Here is a 13,340-nt window from a genome sequence, read left to right on the forward strand (position 1 = left end):
TCCTCCCCCAGCCGAAGCAGGGGGATTCCTGGCTCACGCTGCCTGCGGGTCAGCGACCCGACAGGTCTTCCACGATCAACACCAGCCGGGTTGAAACCAGCCCGGGTTCGTACAGCAAAGCTTGGAGGTGCATGTGCTGTCTTGGCTCTCGATCAGCACGGCGTGCGCGCTTGGTTCTCGCAACGCGCGGCAGTCAGCCTACCCGACCGCGTGGGCGGTCTTTCGCCCTTGGGGCGAAACCCCGTTCCCTGCCCTGCTCCGCAGGAGTCCGATTCCTCCCCGGCCTGAAGACCGGGGCGTCCTCGGAGGGATCAAGTGAAGTACCGCGAGCAGTTCGAGCACCAGGTCGTCCGCGAGGACGTCTGGATCCCGACCCGCGACGGCAGCACCCGACTGCACGCCCGGATCTGGCGCCCGGCCGGCACGGACCCCGTGCCCGCGCTGCTCGAATACCTCCCGTACCGCAAGAGCGACTGGACCGCGCCCCGCGACGCCCAGCGCCACCCCTGGTACGCCGGGCACGGCTATGCCTCCGTCCGCGTCGACATCCGGGGCCACGGCGACAGCGAGGGCGCACCCGGCGACGAGTACGACGAGCAGGAGCTCGCCGACGGCGTCGACGTCGTCAACTGGCTTGCCGCGCAACCCTGGTGCACTGGCAAGGTCGGCATGTTCGGCATCTCCTGGGGAGGCTTCAACTCTCTCCAGATCGCCGCCCTCGCGCCCGAGCCGCTCAAGGCGATCGTCACGGTCTGCTCGACGGACGACCGCTACGACAACGACGTGCACTACATGGGCGGCGCCCTCCTCGGCATCGACATGCTCGCCTGGGCCGGCACCATGCTGGCGTTCGCCTCCCGCCCGCCGGACCCTTCCCAAGTGGGCCGGGACCGTTGGCTGCCCATGTGGCGAGAACGCCTCGACGCCCTCGAACCCTTCCTGCACACCTGGCTGGAACACCAGCAGCGCGACGACTACTGGCGGCACGGCAGCGTCTGCGAGGACTACGGCGCGATCGACGCGGCCGTGCTGGCGGTCGGCGGCTGGCACGACCCGTACCGGGACGCCGTACTGCGCCTCGTCGAACACCTCCCTGACGAACGCGTACGGGGACTGATCGGCCCCTGGTCGCACCAGTACCCCGACCGCGAACTGCCCCCCGGCCCCGCGATCGGCTTCCTCCAGGAGACCCTGCGCTGGTGGGACCAGCACCTGAAGGGCATCGACACGGGCGTCATGCGGGAGCCGTTGCTCCGCTCCTGGATCAACGACCCCGTGCCGCCCGCCACTTCGTACGACGTGATGCCGGGCCGTTGGGTCGGTGACACGAACTGGCCCTCCCCGGCGGTCACTTGGGACGAACGTCCGCTGGGCACGGGCAGCGCCCCCGTCCTCGTACGATCGCCCCAGCACACCGGCCTCGACGCGGGCCGCTTCTTCCCCTTCGGCAACGCCAGCGACCTCCCGCCCGACCAGCGCGAGGAGGACGGCCGCTCGGCCTGCTTCGACTCGGCTCCGCTGGAGGAACGGGTCGAGATCCTCGGCCGCCCGCGCGTCCGGCTCCGCCTCGACAGCGCCACCCCGCGCGCCCATGTCATCGCCCGCGTCTGCGACGTCGCCCCCGACGGCTCGTCCACCCTCGTCACACGCGGCGTGCTGAACCTGATGTCCCGGCACGGGCGGGACAAGGCCGTGGAGTGGACCCCGGGTACGTACGAGGACGTGGAGTTCGAGCTCAACGGCATCGGGTACGCGTTCCCGCCCGGCCATCGCATCCGCGTCGCCGTGTCCGACTCCTACTGGCCGTGGGTGTGGCCGCACGGCGAACGCGGCGAGCTGAGCGTCGTACCGGCCCGGAGCGCGCTGCTCCTGCCCGTGCGAGAAGCCGTGGACGAGCCACCGATCCACTTCGAGGAGCCCGAACAGGCGCCGCCGCTCCCCGTGACGTACGACCGGCCCGCCGACCAGGGGCCCGAGCGACTGGTCACCCACGATGTGGCGAAGGGGGAGTGGACCCTGGAGGTGGACCCCAACTACGGGGGATCCCGGACGTACCCGGACGGCCTGCGCTATGAGGAGAGCGCCCGCGAGACCTACCGCATCCGCACCGACGACCCGCTCTCGGTCAACGCTGTCTCCGAGTGGACGATCCGGCTGCGGCGCGGGGACGATTGGGACGCGGAGATCGTTACGCGGACGGAGCTGCGGGCCACGGCCACGGACTTCATCATGGACAGTCGCATCGAGGCACGGGCGAACGGAGAGACAGTGGTCAAGCGCGTATGGCACCGGAACACCCCGAGGACGTCGGCATGAAGGCCGCCAAGACCCCTCGCCGTGCCGTCGCCGCCGCCGACCGCACCCGCCAGCCCACCGAGGTGCGCCGCCGCCTCATCGTGGAGGCAGCCGTGCCGCTCATCGCCGAGCGCGGGTACGCCTCGGTGGGCGTGCGCGACGTCGCCGCCGCGGCCGGGGTCTCGGTCGGCACCGTCACGTACCACTTCGGCAGCGTCCAGGAGATCCTCTCCGAGGCGATGGTGCTGCACATCGAGCGGTACTACGCGGCGCTCAGTGACGCCGCCGAGCACGCGACCAGCGGGGCCGAGGCGCTGCGGCTGCTCGTGGACGCACTGTTCACGGAGGACACCGACCGGCACTGGCGGATGTGGTTCGACTACTGGAACGCGGGCGACCAGGACCCTGACCAGGCCTTCGCCCGCGGCCAGGGACAGCGGTACGAGGCCTGGCACACCCAGATCCGCGAACTCGCCGAACGGGGTGTCGCCGACGGCGAGTTCGCCTCCGAAGACCTCGACGGCTTCACGGTCCGCTTCGCCGCGCTGGCCGACGGTCTTGCCCTGCAACGACTGCGGCAGGCACCCCCGCTGAGCACGGAGGACGCCAGGCGTCACCTCAACCGACTGGTCGAGACAGAGCTCGGGCGCCCGTCGGACGGGTGACCGGCTGCCATGATCGGCGGAATGAGACAGCGAATAGACCTGGACCTGGCCGCGGCCTTACTGGTCGAGCACAGAGCGCGATGGACGGCCGATCAGTGCGTGGCGTCTCCCATCATGTGGAGTGGAGGCAAGGACGCTCCTCCCGTGGCCGACCGCAGCCATGTGGACGTCCCGCACTGGCTGGGATCACGGATCACGCACGCCGGCTGGGAAGTCCGGCTTGCCGTGGAGCTGGACGCCACCGGGTGGGCGCACCTCCACTTTCTCTCGGAGACCGCCGGCGTGCACGAGCGTTGGCGGGTCCGGTCGCTCGACAGGTGGGACGCCCTGCTCGATCAGGCGGTGGCGAGGGCCTCCCGTATTCGCCTGGTCCACGCCCAGCTGGTGGCCCGTGCTTGCACCACGGGATGGCTGGACTGGATCCACGGGGAGCTGTGGCTGCTGCCGACCAGCCTCATCCGCATACGCAGTGGGCTGATGGCTTCCGTGGCGAACTCCCTGGGCTCGAGTCCGACCGCGCCGGAGCCGGCCCACACCATCGCCCACGACCCCGCGGCCATCCTGGCCGGACACCGCACCAACAAGATCATCCCCTTCGACGGCATCGAGCGGGCGCGCCTGCACGGCGGTATCACCACATCGGGCATGACCGTCTCCATGGTCGACGGCACGCGTCACAAGCTCCTGTGGCTGACCAGTGAGCCGACCCGCCGTCTGCTGACGGACCGATTGCTCCCGATCCTGGGTGACCGCCTCACCCGGTGAGGTCGGGTGGACGCGTCAGCTCACATCCCCGGAGATCACCCGGGTGATCTCCCGCGTGATGCGCACGATCCCGGGTGACCGGACCCCACACGGCTTCGGCGTCGACGTGGTGGGCGCCAGGCAGAAGTGCAGGTAGTCGTCGTCGCGGTGCAGGGCGGTGCGGTCGCCGGCCTGCTGGGTGCAGTACACGGGGTTCTCGTGCTCGTACGAGGTGCACGGCAGGTACTGGACCCAGGTGTCGCGGGCCGAGGCCGGGCTCACGGTCTTGCCGGCGTCGGCGAGCAGGTCGCCGGAGGCGCGGGCTCGCTGCTCGTACAGCGAGTTGACGGTGTGGATCCGGTCGGGCGTGATCGGGTCGGGGCCCTGGAGTACCCATACGATCCTGGGCCGTTGGGCGCCGCCCGCCTGCGCGATCTGGTCGGTCAGCTGCTTCATGTCGGCTTCGTACCGCCTGAAGTACGTGTTCTTCGACTTGTCGTACGTGATGCCATCCATGCACGGCGTGTAGCCCCAGGCGTTGCCCCAGAACTGCAGCACCACATAGTCCGGTTGGAGCGAGCGGACCAGGGCGGCCGCCTTGTCCGCGGGCGGTACGAGGGAATCCGCCCCGGTGCCTTCCAGGTAGTCGCACAGGGTGGTGCCGGAGTACGGGGCGCTCGTGTACCGCGCGTCCAGTTGGTCCCGCAGCAGATCCCCGAGCACCTTCTGGTTCTCCATGGCGAGCGAGTCGCCGAGGTAGAGCACCGTGGGCGCCTTCGAAGGGGCGGCCGGCGCGGTCGGGGAGGCGGCGGGCCGCTGACGCGTCGTCGAGCTCGGTGACGCCGAAGTTTCGGGCGTCGCGCGAGCGGGCGGCGACGCCTCGGGCTCCGACGCCGGGTCGCCGCAGGCGCCGAGCAGCAGCCCGGCGACCAGCGCCCCCACCATCCACCGCTTGCGCATACGTCAACTCCCGCCCCGCCCAACGAAAGAGCTCCCCAGGCAAGCACAGGCGGGCACAAGGGGGAAGGCGAACGCCGGTCACATCTCTGCGCCGTGCGGCAGAAGGGCTGTGTGCCGCCTCAGCCCTCGACAGCTCTGGAGAGAAGCTCCAGCAGATCCCCGAGCGGCAGCGGCTTCGCCATGTGGGCGTCGAAACCGGCCGCCAGGGACTCGCCGTGGTCGGAACCCCGGCTGAACCCGGAGACCGCGATGAGACGCACCTTGTCGCCGTGCGGGCGGGAGCGCACCTCGCGGGCGACCGTGTAGCCGTCGATGTCCGGAAGGCCGAGGTCGCACAGGACGACGTCGAAGAGGCTGGACTCGGTGGCCATCAGGGCGTGCGCGCCGGTGTGCACGGCCGTGACGTGGTGCCCCTGCCGCTCCAGCAGGGCGCGGTAGGTCGTGGCCAGGTCCGTGTTGTCCTCGACGATCAGGATGGCGAGCTGCCGTGACGCGGGGCGGGCCGGCGTCGCCGGGCGCGGTTCCGGAGTGCCGGAGAGGGCGAGCGGGAGCAGGGTGCGGAAGGAGGCGCCGGTTCCGGGGCCGTCGCTGTGTGCGGTGATCCTGCCGCCGTGCAGTTCGACGATCGTCCGGACGACCGCGAGCCCGAGACCGAGCCCCTCAGGGGTGCTGGGGCCCGCCGGAGCCGCCCGCATGAAGACTCCGAACAGCTCCTCGGCCTGGGCCTGTTGGAAGCCGATCCCGTCGTCCTCGACGGCGAGCCGCGCCTGTCCGTCCGCCGTGGTCAGCCGCACCCTCGTACGACCGCCCGGGAGTGTGTACTTGAGCGCGTTGGACAGCAGATTGGTCAGCACCTGGGTCAGCCGCAGCCGGTCCCCGTCGACGAGCACCGGATCGGCGGGCAGTTCGATGTCGAGCGTGCGGTCCTCATGGCCGAACAGGCCGCGCATGTCCGCGCATCCGGTGTCGACGACCGAGCGCAGATCCGTCCGCCCGCGCACCAGCTCCATACGACCGGTCACGGCCCGCGTTCCGTCCAGCAGGTCGTTGCTCATCCGCACCAGCGTGGCGAGCTGCCGCTCCAGGACCGACAACGCCGGATGGCCGTCGGGCAGGTCGAGCGCCAGCAGCTCGCTCGCCGCCGTGGCGGCCGCCAGCGGATTGCGCAACTCGTGCGAGAGGGTCGCGATGAACCGGTCCTTGGCCCGCTGCTCCTCCCGCAACGTCCGTCCCGCCGCGTCGAGATCGGCGTTGGCGCGGCTCAACTGCTCATTCACCTCACGGATCTCCCGGGCGCGCACGAAGAGGTCGATCTCCATGCCCTGCGCGCGCATCTGCGCGTCGGCGACCGCACGCTCCTGCTCCCGCCCGACCTGGCGCAGATGCACGAAGTCGGTGACGTCCTCGACGCGGTGGATGATGTGCGTGACCCGCCCGTCGTCGTCGAGCACCGGGGTGTTGACGGGACTCCAGTACCGCTCCACGAACGCGCCCGCGTCGCCCCTGGGGATGTCGTACCGCTGCAACGCCATGATGTCCGTACGCCCGGTGTCCACCACCGTCCGCAACGAGCGGCGCAGGTTGGCGACGCCGTTGGCCGACGGGTCGTCCGGGTTGTCGGGGAACACGTCGAAGATGGGGTGCCCGACGATGCTCCGCTCGGTGCGGGTGGCCGTGAGATAGGCGCGGTTGACCTCCACGATCGTGAAGTCGGGCGCCAGGATGAGCAGCGGGGAGAGCGTCGAGTCGAACAGGAGCCGGAAGTCGGGCGTGGGGTGCGGGGTGCTCGCGGACATGGCGGCCTTCAGGGATCGAGTCGGTAGCCGAAGCCGCGCACGGTGGTGATCCGCGGGGCGGGAGTGGGCAGCCCGGTGAGCTTGCCGCGCAGCCGGTAGACGTGCTCGACGACGGTCGCGGGCTGCTGCCAGGACGCTCCCCAGATCTGCTCCAGAAGCTGTTCGGCGGAGAAGACCCGGCCGGGGGAGCGGGCCAGCAGCTCCAACAGGGCGTACTCCTTGGGCCGCAGCGTCAGCGGCACGCCCGCTATGTCGGCCCGACGGGCGGCAGTGTCGACGCGCAGCGCCCCGACCTCCAGGACGGCCGGCACCTCGGGCGGCCGGGACCGGCGCAGCACGGCCCGGATACGGGCCACGAGTTCGCGCTGCGAGAAGGGCTTGACCAGGTAGTCGTCCGCGCCGATCTCCAGGCCCGCGACCCGGTCCGCCTCGTCACCGCGCCCGGAGACGACGATCACCGGGAGGCGGCTGGTGGAGCGCAGTGACCGCAGCAGCTCCAGGCCACTGCCGTCCGGCAGTCCCAGATCGAGGACGACCAGATCGATGCCGCCGTCGTACATGGCGGCTTTCCCGGCGCGTGCGTCGATGGCCCACGCGACGGTGAACCCTTCACGTTCCAGATAGGTACGGCACATCAGTGCGAAGTCGGGATCGTCCTCGATCAGCGCGAGGTGTGGACGCATTCCGCACCACCCGGCCCAGCTGCCGCCCCCACGTTGTGTCCCTGGTGAGCGGGCGTTGATGCCCCGACCATGTGGCGAAGGTAGAACAGGAACTACCCACGGTTCAAGGGGGAGCCGCCCGGGGGGAGTTCCGGCGCGGGTTCGTGCAGCGGTGCGGGGATGTCATCACCGCCGCACGAACCCGCGCCGGGACGCGCCGACCCTCACCTCCCGGGGTCACGGCGGCGCCGCGAACCGGCAGGTCGGGCCTCACGTCGTGGTCCGTGCGCGGATGCGGGCGGCGAGTACCGCGACGTCGTCCTCCGCGTGACGGGCGTTGAGACGGACGAGCACCTCGTCGAGCAGTGCGTCGATACCCGCCCCCGGCGGCAGCCGTAGCCGGGCCAGTCGGGCGAGCGAGGCGTCGATGTCCTCCCCGCGCCGCTCCACCAGACCGTCGGTGTACATCACCAGGGTGTCGTCGGGGGTGAGCGTGCGGGTGGCCTGTTCGTAGCCGCCCACTCCGGTGCCCAGCGGGGGGCCGACCGGCAGTTGGAGCAGCTCGGTGCCGTCCTTGGAGAAGACGACCGGAGGCAGGTGCCCGGCGGAGGCGAGCGCGGCCGTGCCGCGTGCCGGGTCGACCTGGACCAGCAGACAGGTGGCCGGTCGCCGGTTGCCGTCCTCGGCCACCGCGGCGTCCAGCCGGCGCAGCACCCGGTGCGGCGGCAGGTCCGTGGAGGCGACGTAGCGGAGCATCGAGCGGTACGCGTTCATGTCGACGGCGGCGTTCAGGCCGTGCCCCATGACGTCGCCCACGACCAGCAGGGTGCGCCCGAAGTGCAGCCGTACGGTCTCGAACCAGTCCCCGCCCACCAGCGTGGTGCCACCGGCCGGGAGATACCGGGTGGCCAGGTCGAGGTTCGGATGCGGCCGGCCCGGTTCGGCCAGCAGCGCCCGCTGAAGGTTCAGCACCGTGCTCCGTACGGCGTTGTGCTGGCGGGAGTGGCCGAGGTGGACGGCCGCGAGACGCGCCGCGTAGTGCGTGCCGGTGGTCTCCTGGTCGGTGAACTCCTTCCCCTGCCGGACGGCGAGCATCACTCCGTACAGGCGGCCGTGCGCGAGCAGCGGCACGGTCATGACCTGCCGTGGGACCCGTCCGGACAGGTCGATCGAGGCGGTGATCGGATGTCCCTCGTCGAGCGCCTGCACGGACAGGGGCCGTGCTCCGTGCGCGGGCCACGGGGTCAGCAGCCCGGCGTCTCCCGCCGTGGCGACGCGTGACAGGTCCGGGGCGTGCGGGTGCTGTGTGGTGGCCGGGGCGTCCGCGGGCAGCAGGTCCACCGCGGCGGCGTCGCAGAAGTGCCGGCACACGAACGCGGCGAGCTCCTCGCACGTGGTCTGCTCGTCCAGCGTGGTGCCGATCGACTCGACGGCATCCTCCATGGCACCGAACGGTGACTCCGCACCCGGAGTGTCCGCACCGCCTCGGCCCGTCATGCCACCTCCACCGCCACACACGCCATGGTCCATCCACGCACGGGGGAGACGGGCCCGCACCCCGGTCAGTGCCGGGGCGGCATGTTGTTCACCAACACGGCCGCACCGTCGAAGCGGCCGGCCTTGAGGTCCTGGAGGGCCTCCTGAGCGCGTGACAGCGGGTACGTGTGCGTCGTCGCGCGGACGCCGTGGCGCGCAGCGAGCGCCAGGAAAGCCCGCCCGTCCTCCCGTGTGTTCGAGGTGACGCTGCGCAGCTCCTTCTCGTAGAACAGCTCCCGCTCGTAGCGGAGCGGCGGCGTGTCGCTCAGGTGGATCCCGGCGACGGACAGCACCCCGCCCCGGTCGAGCGCCCGCAGGGCCACCGGGACCAGATCGCCGACCGGCGCGAACAGGATCGCGCTGTCCAGCGGCTCGGGAGGCTCCTCGTACGCCCCGCGGGCGGACGCCGCCCCCAGGGCGAGCGCCAGCCGCCGGGCCGCCGGGTCCCGCGTCAGTACGTGCACGGTGGCGCCCTGCGCGAGCGCGAGCTGCGCGCACAGGTGGGCGCTGCCGCCGAACCCGTACAGACCGAGCCGCCCGCCCGGCGGCAGCGAGGCCCGCAGCAGCGCGCGGTAGCCGATGATGCCCGCGCACAGCAGTGGGGCCAGGGCGACGTCGTCCAGGTCGCCGGGCAGCCGGTACGCGAAATCGGCCGGCACGGTCGTGTACTCCGCGTAGGCGCCGTCGGCGTCCCAGCCGGTGTACTCGGATGCCGGACAGAGATTCTCGGCCCCGCGCACGCAGTACCGGCACGTACCGTCCGTACCGCGCAGCCAGGCGACGCCCACCCGGTCGCCGAGGGCGTACGCGCGCACGTCCTCGCCCAGCGCCGCGACCACGCCGACGACCTCGTGCCCGGGCGTCACACCCGGCAGGTGCACGGGCAGGTCGCCCTCGGCGACGTGCAGGTCGGTACGGCAGACACCGCAGGCGCGGACATGTACGAGGAGTTCGCCGGCCCGCGGCACCGGCACCGGTTTCTCGACGAAGCGCAGCGGCTCCTGCTCGATCGGCCCGGGCCGGACCGCTTCCCACGCGTGCATCATCCCGTGCCCCGTCCCGTCGAGGACCGTTGCTGTCCGCTCTCCAGTTTGGTGCGGAACGTCCCGTTCGGCGCGCGGCCCGGGCCGGGCCTGGCTAGCGTGAAACGTGGAACCAGTCACCCAACCGGAGAAGGTCGACGTCATGGCCGTACAACCCGAGGGAACGCCCTGTTGGGCGGACGCGATGTTCAGCGACGTGGAGGGGGCCAAGAGTTTCTACGGTGACGTGCTCGGCTGGACGTTCGGCGAGTCGTCCAGCGAGTACGGGAACTACACGCAGGCGTACAAGGACGGTAAAGCGGTGGCCGCCGTCGTCCCGCCGATGCCCGGGCAGGAGGGCCAGTCCGCCTGGTGCCTCTACTTCGCCTCGCCCGACGCCGCCGTGACCGCACAGAAGATCCGGGACAACGGCGGCACCGTCGTGATGGAGCCGATGCAGGTCGGCGACTTCGGCACGATGGCCCTGGCCAGTGAGCCCAGCGGCGCCGTCTTCGGCGTCTGGCAGGCGGGCACCCACGAGGGCTTCGAGGCCATCTCCGTGCCCGGCGCGTACGCCTGGGCCGAGGTCTTCACCCGTGAGCCCGAGAAGACCGACGCGTTCCTCCCCGCCGTCTTCCCGTTCAGCGCGAAGCAGATGGACGGACCCCATGACGGACCCGAGATGGACTTCAGGATCTTCAACGTCGGCGAGGACACCGTCCTGGGCCGGATGAAGATGACGGACGACTTCCCTCCCGAGGTCCCGTCGTACGTCAACGTCTACTTCGCCGTCGAGAACTGCGACGCGGCAGTGGCGAAGGCGACCGAACGCGGCGGCATTCTGCGCTTCGGGCCCATGAGCAGCCCGTTCGGACGGTTCGCGGCGCTGAGCGACCCGCAGGGCGCGTCGTTCTCCGTCATCGACCTCAGCACGACCGAGGGCGACATGCCCAAGTTGACCGACGTGTCCTGAACCTTTCGCCCGCGAGGGCAACCACACGGACGCGGTTTTTCGTCCCTTCTTGTGGCCGCCGCACCTTCGGGTGACCGACCCCCCACAAGAATCGCGAGAGGCCGCATGCTCCGCATTCACTTCACGTCGCACGATCTGCAGAACATCCGCGTGGCCCGGCAACCGGATCCGCTGTGGGAACTGGTGTGCAGCGTCTGCCGGTTGGAGACCGGCCAAGGACCGCTCGACTTCGGTCACTGGCGCCGCTCGGCCCGCGACCGGCTCTCCAGAGACCCGGTCGCGGGCCGAGCGCTGTACCCGCTGCGGACACTGATTCCCTCGACGGGTTACATCCCGGACTTCCTCACACCATCGGTCACCGGCGGCGATCTGCCGGCCGGCCTCGACCAGGTGCGGCGCACCCCGCGCACCCGGCTGGTGCGCGACCTGACACGGCTGGCCGACTCCCGCCCCGTTCCGAGCTGGGCGACCTCACTCGGCAGACCGGGCGGCGACCCGCTCAAGTCACTGGCGAACGCCCTCGGGGTCTACTTCCGCGCCCTCCTCGAGCCGTACTGGACGCACATCCGCACGGCGGTCGCCGACGACGTCGACCTGCGCTCCCGGGACCTCCTCGACGGCGGCACCCAGGCCCTTCTCGACGGACTGCGTCCGCTGGCGCGCTGGAAATCTCCCGTGCTCGAGGTGGACTACCCCATCGAACGCGATCTGCATCTGGAAGGGCGCGGTCTGCTCCTCGTCCCCTCGTTCTTCTGCTGGCGCCGGCCGACCGCACTCGCCGACCCCGGCCTCGACCCGGTGCTCGTCTATCCGGTGGCGAAGGCACCCCTCGCTGTCGCACGCGCCGCGGACGACGGGCTCGAACGCCTGCTGGGCCGCACCCGCAGCGTCGTACTCGCCGAGGTGGCGGGCCGCCACGCCCGCACCACCTCCGAGGTCGCCGCGGCCGTGGGGATCGCGCTGCCCAGCGCCAGCTACCAGATCGGCGTCCTGCGCGACGGGGGACTGGTGGCCAGCCGCCGCGACGGCAAGTACGTCCTGCACACGGCCACCGCGCTGGGGGAGCGGCTGCTCGGCAGCAGTGGCGGGCTGCGACCCGGTACCGGAGCAGCCGTCCGACCGTGACATCATCGGGGCCATGTCTGAACGTGTTGTGGCCGCCTGTGACGGGGCGTCGAAGGGGAACCCGGGACCCGCCGGATGGGCCTGGGTCGTGGCCGACGGTGACGAGACCCCCACCCGGTGGGAGGCCGGCCCGCTGGGCACCGCGACGAACAACGTCGCCGAACTCACCGCGCTGGAGCGCCTGTTGACGGCGATCGCCCCGGACGTCCCGCTGGAGATCCGGATGGACTCCCAGTACGCGATGAAGGCCGTCACCACCTGGCTGCCCGGCTGGAAGCGCAAGGGCTGGAAGACGGCCTCCGGCAAGCCCGTCGCCAACCAGGAACTGGTCGCCCGCATCGACGAACTCCTCACCGGGCGCACCGTCGATTTCCGCTACGTCCCCGCGCACCAGGTCGACGGCGACCGCCTCAACGACTTCGCCGACCGGGCCGCGAGCCAGGCGGCGATCGTCCAGGAGCCCGCGGGCAGCGACCTCGGTTCTCCCCAGCCGCCGCCCGCTCCCGACACCGTCCCGGCCGCCGCGCGCCGCCGCGCCCCCGCGAAGCAGAGCGGCCCGGCCCGCACGATCAAGGCGAAGTTCCCCGGCCGCTGCCTGTGCGGACGCTCCTACGCGGCGGGTGAGCCCATCGCCAAGAACGGCTCCGGCTGGGGACACCCCGAATGCCGTACGACGGAGACCGCCGACGCGTAGCCGTCAGACTTTCAGGCCGTGTCGAACGTGTAGTGCGCCGTGTGATCCAGCAGTTCGGCCGGCCGCACGTCGTTCCACGGCTTCATGGTCTCGTCGAGGTCGACGACGTCCGGGGTCCCGCCCAGCGGCAGGTAGCTGGAGCCGGGGTGGCGGCGCTGCCAGTCGGCCCACAGCTTGTCTATGAAGGCGTGATGGAGCCAGAACACCGGGTCGTTGGGGGAGACGCCGGTGGCCATCTGGCCGCCCACCCAGACATGGACCCGGTTGTGCAGGTTGACGCCCCGCCAGCCTTCGAGGTGGTTGCGGAAACCGTCCGAGGCGCTGTTCCACGGCGCCATGTCGTACGTCTCCATCGCGAGTACGGACTCCACCTCCGCGCGGGTGGGCAGCTCCCGGGCGCTCCCGCCGAGCGACCTGCGGAGGTAGGTGCGGCTGTCGACGCGCACGCTGATCGGCCAGTTGCCGGCCGAGGCCGCGAAGGGGCCGTCCATCACCTGGCCGTCCCGGCTGCGCCCGGTGCCGCCGAGGAAGTCGGGCGCCCACAGGGACGCGCGAGCCGTGCGGTCGGTGCTCCAGTCCCAGTACGGCAGGGCGACGGCGGGGTCGACCGACTGCAGTGCCTGCTCGAACTCGATGAGGAATCTGCGGTGCCAGGGCAGGAACGACGGTGAACGGTGACCCGTCCGCTCGCCGTTGTCCGTGTCGCCGACGATGAATGCGTTGTGCGTTGTGACGAAGGAGTCGTAGCGGCCACTGCGCTTGAGCTGCACCAGCGCATCGGTGAAACGCCGCTTCTCGTCGGCGGTCAGGCTCGCCTGGTTCTTGCGTACGGTCATGTGCGGGACTCCACAGTCTGCTTGCGGGGCGG

At 71.1% G+C, this 13,340-nt stretch carries 12 protein-coding genes; 6 read left to right on the forward strand and 6 right to left on the reverse strand.

Features of this window, described 5'->3' with window-relative positions; genetic code table 11:
- Positions 1 to 315: 315 nt before the first annotated feature.
- The 3 genes from OG266_RS44130 to OG266_RS44140 are packed head-to-tail and all read left to right on the forward strand — an operon-like array spanning position 316 to position 3,725.
- The gene (locus OG266_RS44130) at positions 316 to 2,316 is read left to right on the forward strand and encodes a CocE/NonD family hydrolase (protein ID WP_371552522.1); all 2,001 of its coding nucleotides are present in this window, start codon (positions 316 to 318) and stop codon (positions 2,314 to 2,316) included.
- Positions 2,283 to 2,960 carry a TetR/AcrR family transcriptional regulator gene (locus tag OG266_RS44135; RefSeq protein ID WP_371552524.1) on the forward strand — a complete coding sequence of 226 codons (678 nt, stop codon included), beginning with the start codon at positions 2,283 to 2,285 and terminating at the stop codon, positions 2,958 to 2,960. Before OG266_RS44130 ends, OG266_RS44135 begins: the two co-directional genes overlap by 34 nt.
- A 21-nt stretch (positions 2,961 to 2,981) precedes the next feature.
- Positions 2,982 to 3,725: a hypothetical protein gene (locus tag OG266_RS44140; protein ID WP_371552526.1), complete on the forward strand. Its 744-nt coding sequence runs from the start codon at positions 2,982 to 2,984 to the stop codon at positions 3,723 to 3,725.
- 15 nt (positions 3,726 to 3,740) lie between these two features.
- Here the strand turns inward: OG266_RS44140 and OG266_RS44145 are convergent, their stop codons facing one another.
- The 5 genes from OG266_RS44145 to OG266_RS44165 all read right to left on the reverse strand — a co-directional run bounded on the left by OG266_RS44145 (position 3,741) and on the right by OG266_RS44165 (position 9,701).
- Complete coding sequence (locus OG266_RS44145; protein WP_371552528.1) at positions 3,741 to 4,664, reverse strand: SGNH/GDSL hydrolase family protein; 924 nt, start codon at positions 4,662 to 4,664, stop codon at positions 3,741 to 3,743.
- Positions 4,665 to 4,783: 119 nt separating this feature from the next.
- Complete coding sequence (locus OG266_RS44150; RefSeq protein ID WP_371552529.1) at positions 4,784 to 6,460, reverse strand: ATP-binding protein; 1,677 nt, start codon at positions 6,458 to 6,460, stop codon at positions 4,784 to 4,786.
- Positions 6,461 to 6,468: 8 nt separating this feature from the next.
- Positions 6,469 to 7,143 (reverse strand): response regulator transcription factor, encoded by a 675-nt coding sequence (locus OG266_RS44155; protein WP_329549604.1) that lies wholly within the window; start codon positions 7,141 to 7,143, stop codon positions 6,469 to 6,471.
- Positions 7,144 to 7,392: 249 nt separating this feature from the next.
- The gene (locus OG266_RS44160) at positions 7,393 to 8,619 is read right to left on the reverse strand and encodes a PP2C family protein-serine/threonine phosphatase (protein ID WP_266470624.1); all 1,227 of its coding nucleotides are present in this window, start codon (positions 8,617 to 8,619) and stop codon (positions 7,393 to 7,395) included.
- A 65-nt stretch (positions 8,620 to 8,684) separates the two neighbouring features.
- The gene (locus tag OG266_RS44165; RefSeq protein WP_371553173.1) at positions 8,685 to 9,701 is read right to left on the reverse strand and encodes a zinc-binding alcohol dehydrogenase family protein; all 1,017 of its coding nucleotides are present in this window, start codon (positions 9,699 to 9,701) and stop codon (positions 8,685 to 8,687) included.
- A gap of 142 nt (positions 9,702 to 9,843) precedes the next feature.
- Here OG266_RS44165 and OG266_RS44170 point away from each other — a divergent pair, with 142 nt between their 5' ends.
- The 3 genes from OG266_RS44170 (at position 9,844) to OG266_RS44180 (ending at position 12,472) form a co-directional block, all read left to right on the forward strand.
- Positions 9,844 to 10,653: a VOC family protein gene (locus tag OG266_RS44170; RefSeq protein ID WP_371552532.1), complete on the forward strand. Its 810-nt coding sequence runs from the start codon at positions 9,844 to 9,846 to the stop codon at positions 10,651 to 10,653.
- 105 nt (positions 10,654 to 10,758) lie between these two features.
- Positions 10,759 to 11,778, forward strand: coding sequence for an ArsR/SmtB family transcription factor (locus OG266_RS44175; RefSeq protein WP_371552533.1), 1,020 nt, complete (start codon positions 10,759 to 10,761; stop codon positions 11,776 to 11,778).
- Between the two features lies 1 nt (position 11,779).
- On the forward strand, positions 11,780 to 12,472 hold the full coding sequence (locus tag OG266_RS44180) for a ribonuclease H (protein ID WP_371553175.1): 693 nt from the start codon (positions 11,780 to 11,782) through the stop codon (positions 12,470 to 12,472).
- Between the two features lie 11 nt (positions 12,473 to 12,483).
- On the opposite strand, the gene OG266_RS44185 is transcribed toward OG266_RS44180, so the two are convergent.
- A complete protein-coding gene (locus OG266_RS44185; RefSeq protein WP_371552535.1) occupies positions 12,484 to 13,308 on the reverse strand; it encodes a tyrosinase family protein in 825 nt (274 codons plus the stop codon).
- Between the last annotated feature and the right edge of the window lie 32 nt (positions 13,309 to 13,340).

It is taken from the genome of Streptomyces sp. NBC_00554 (genome assembly GCF_041431135.1).
In the GTDB taxonomy this organism is placed as follows: Bacteria; Actinomycetota; Actinomycetes; order Streptomycetales; family Streptomycetaceae; genus Streptomyces.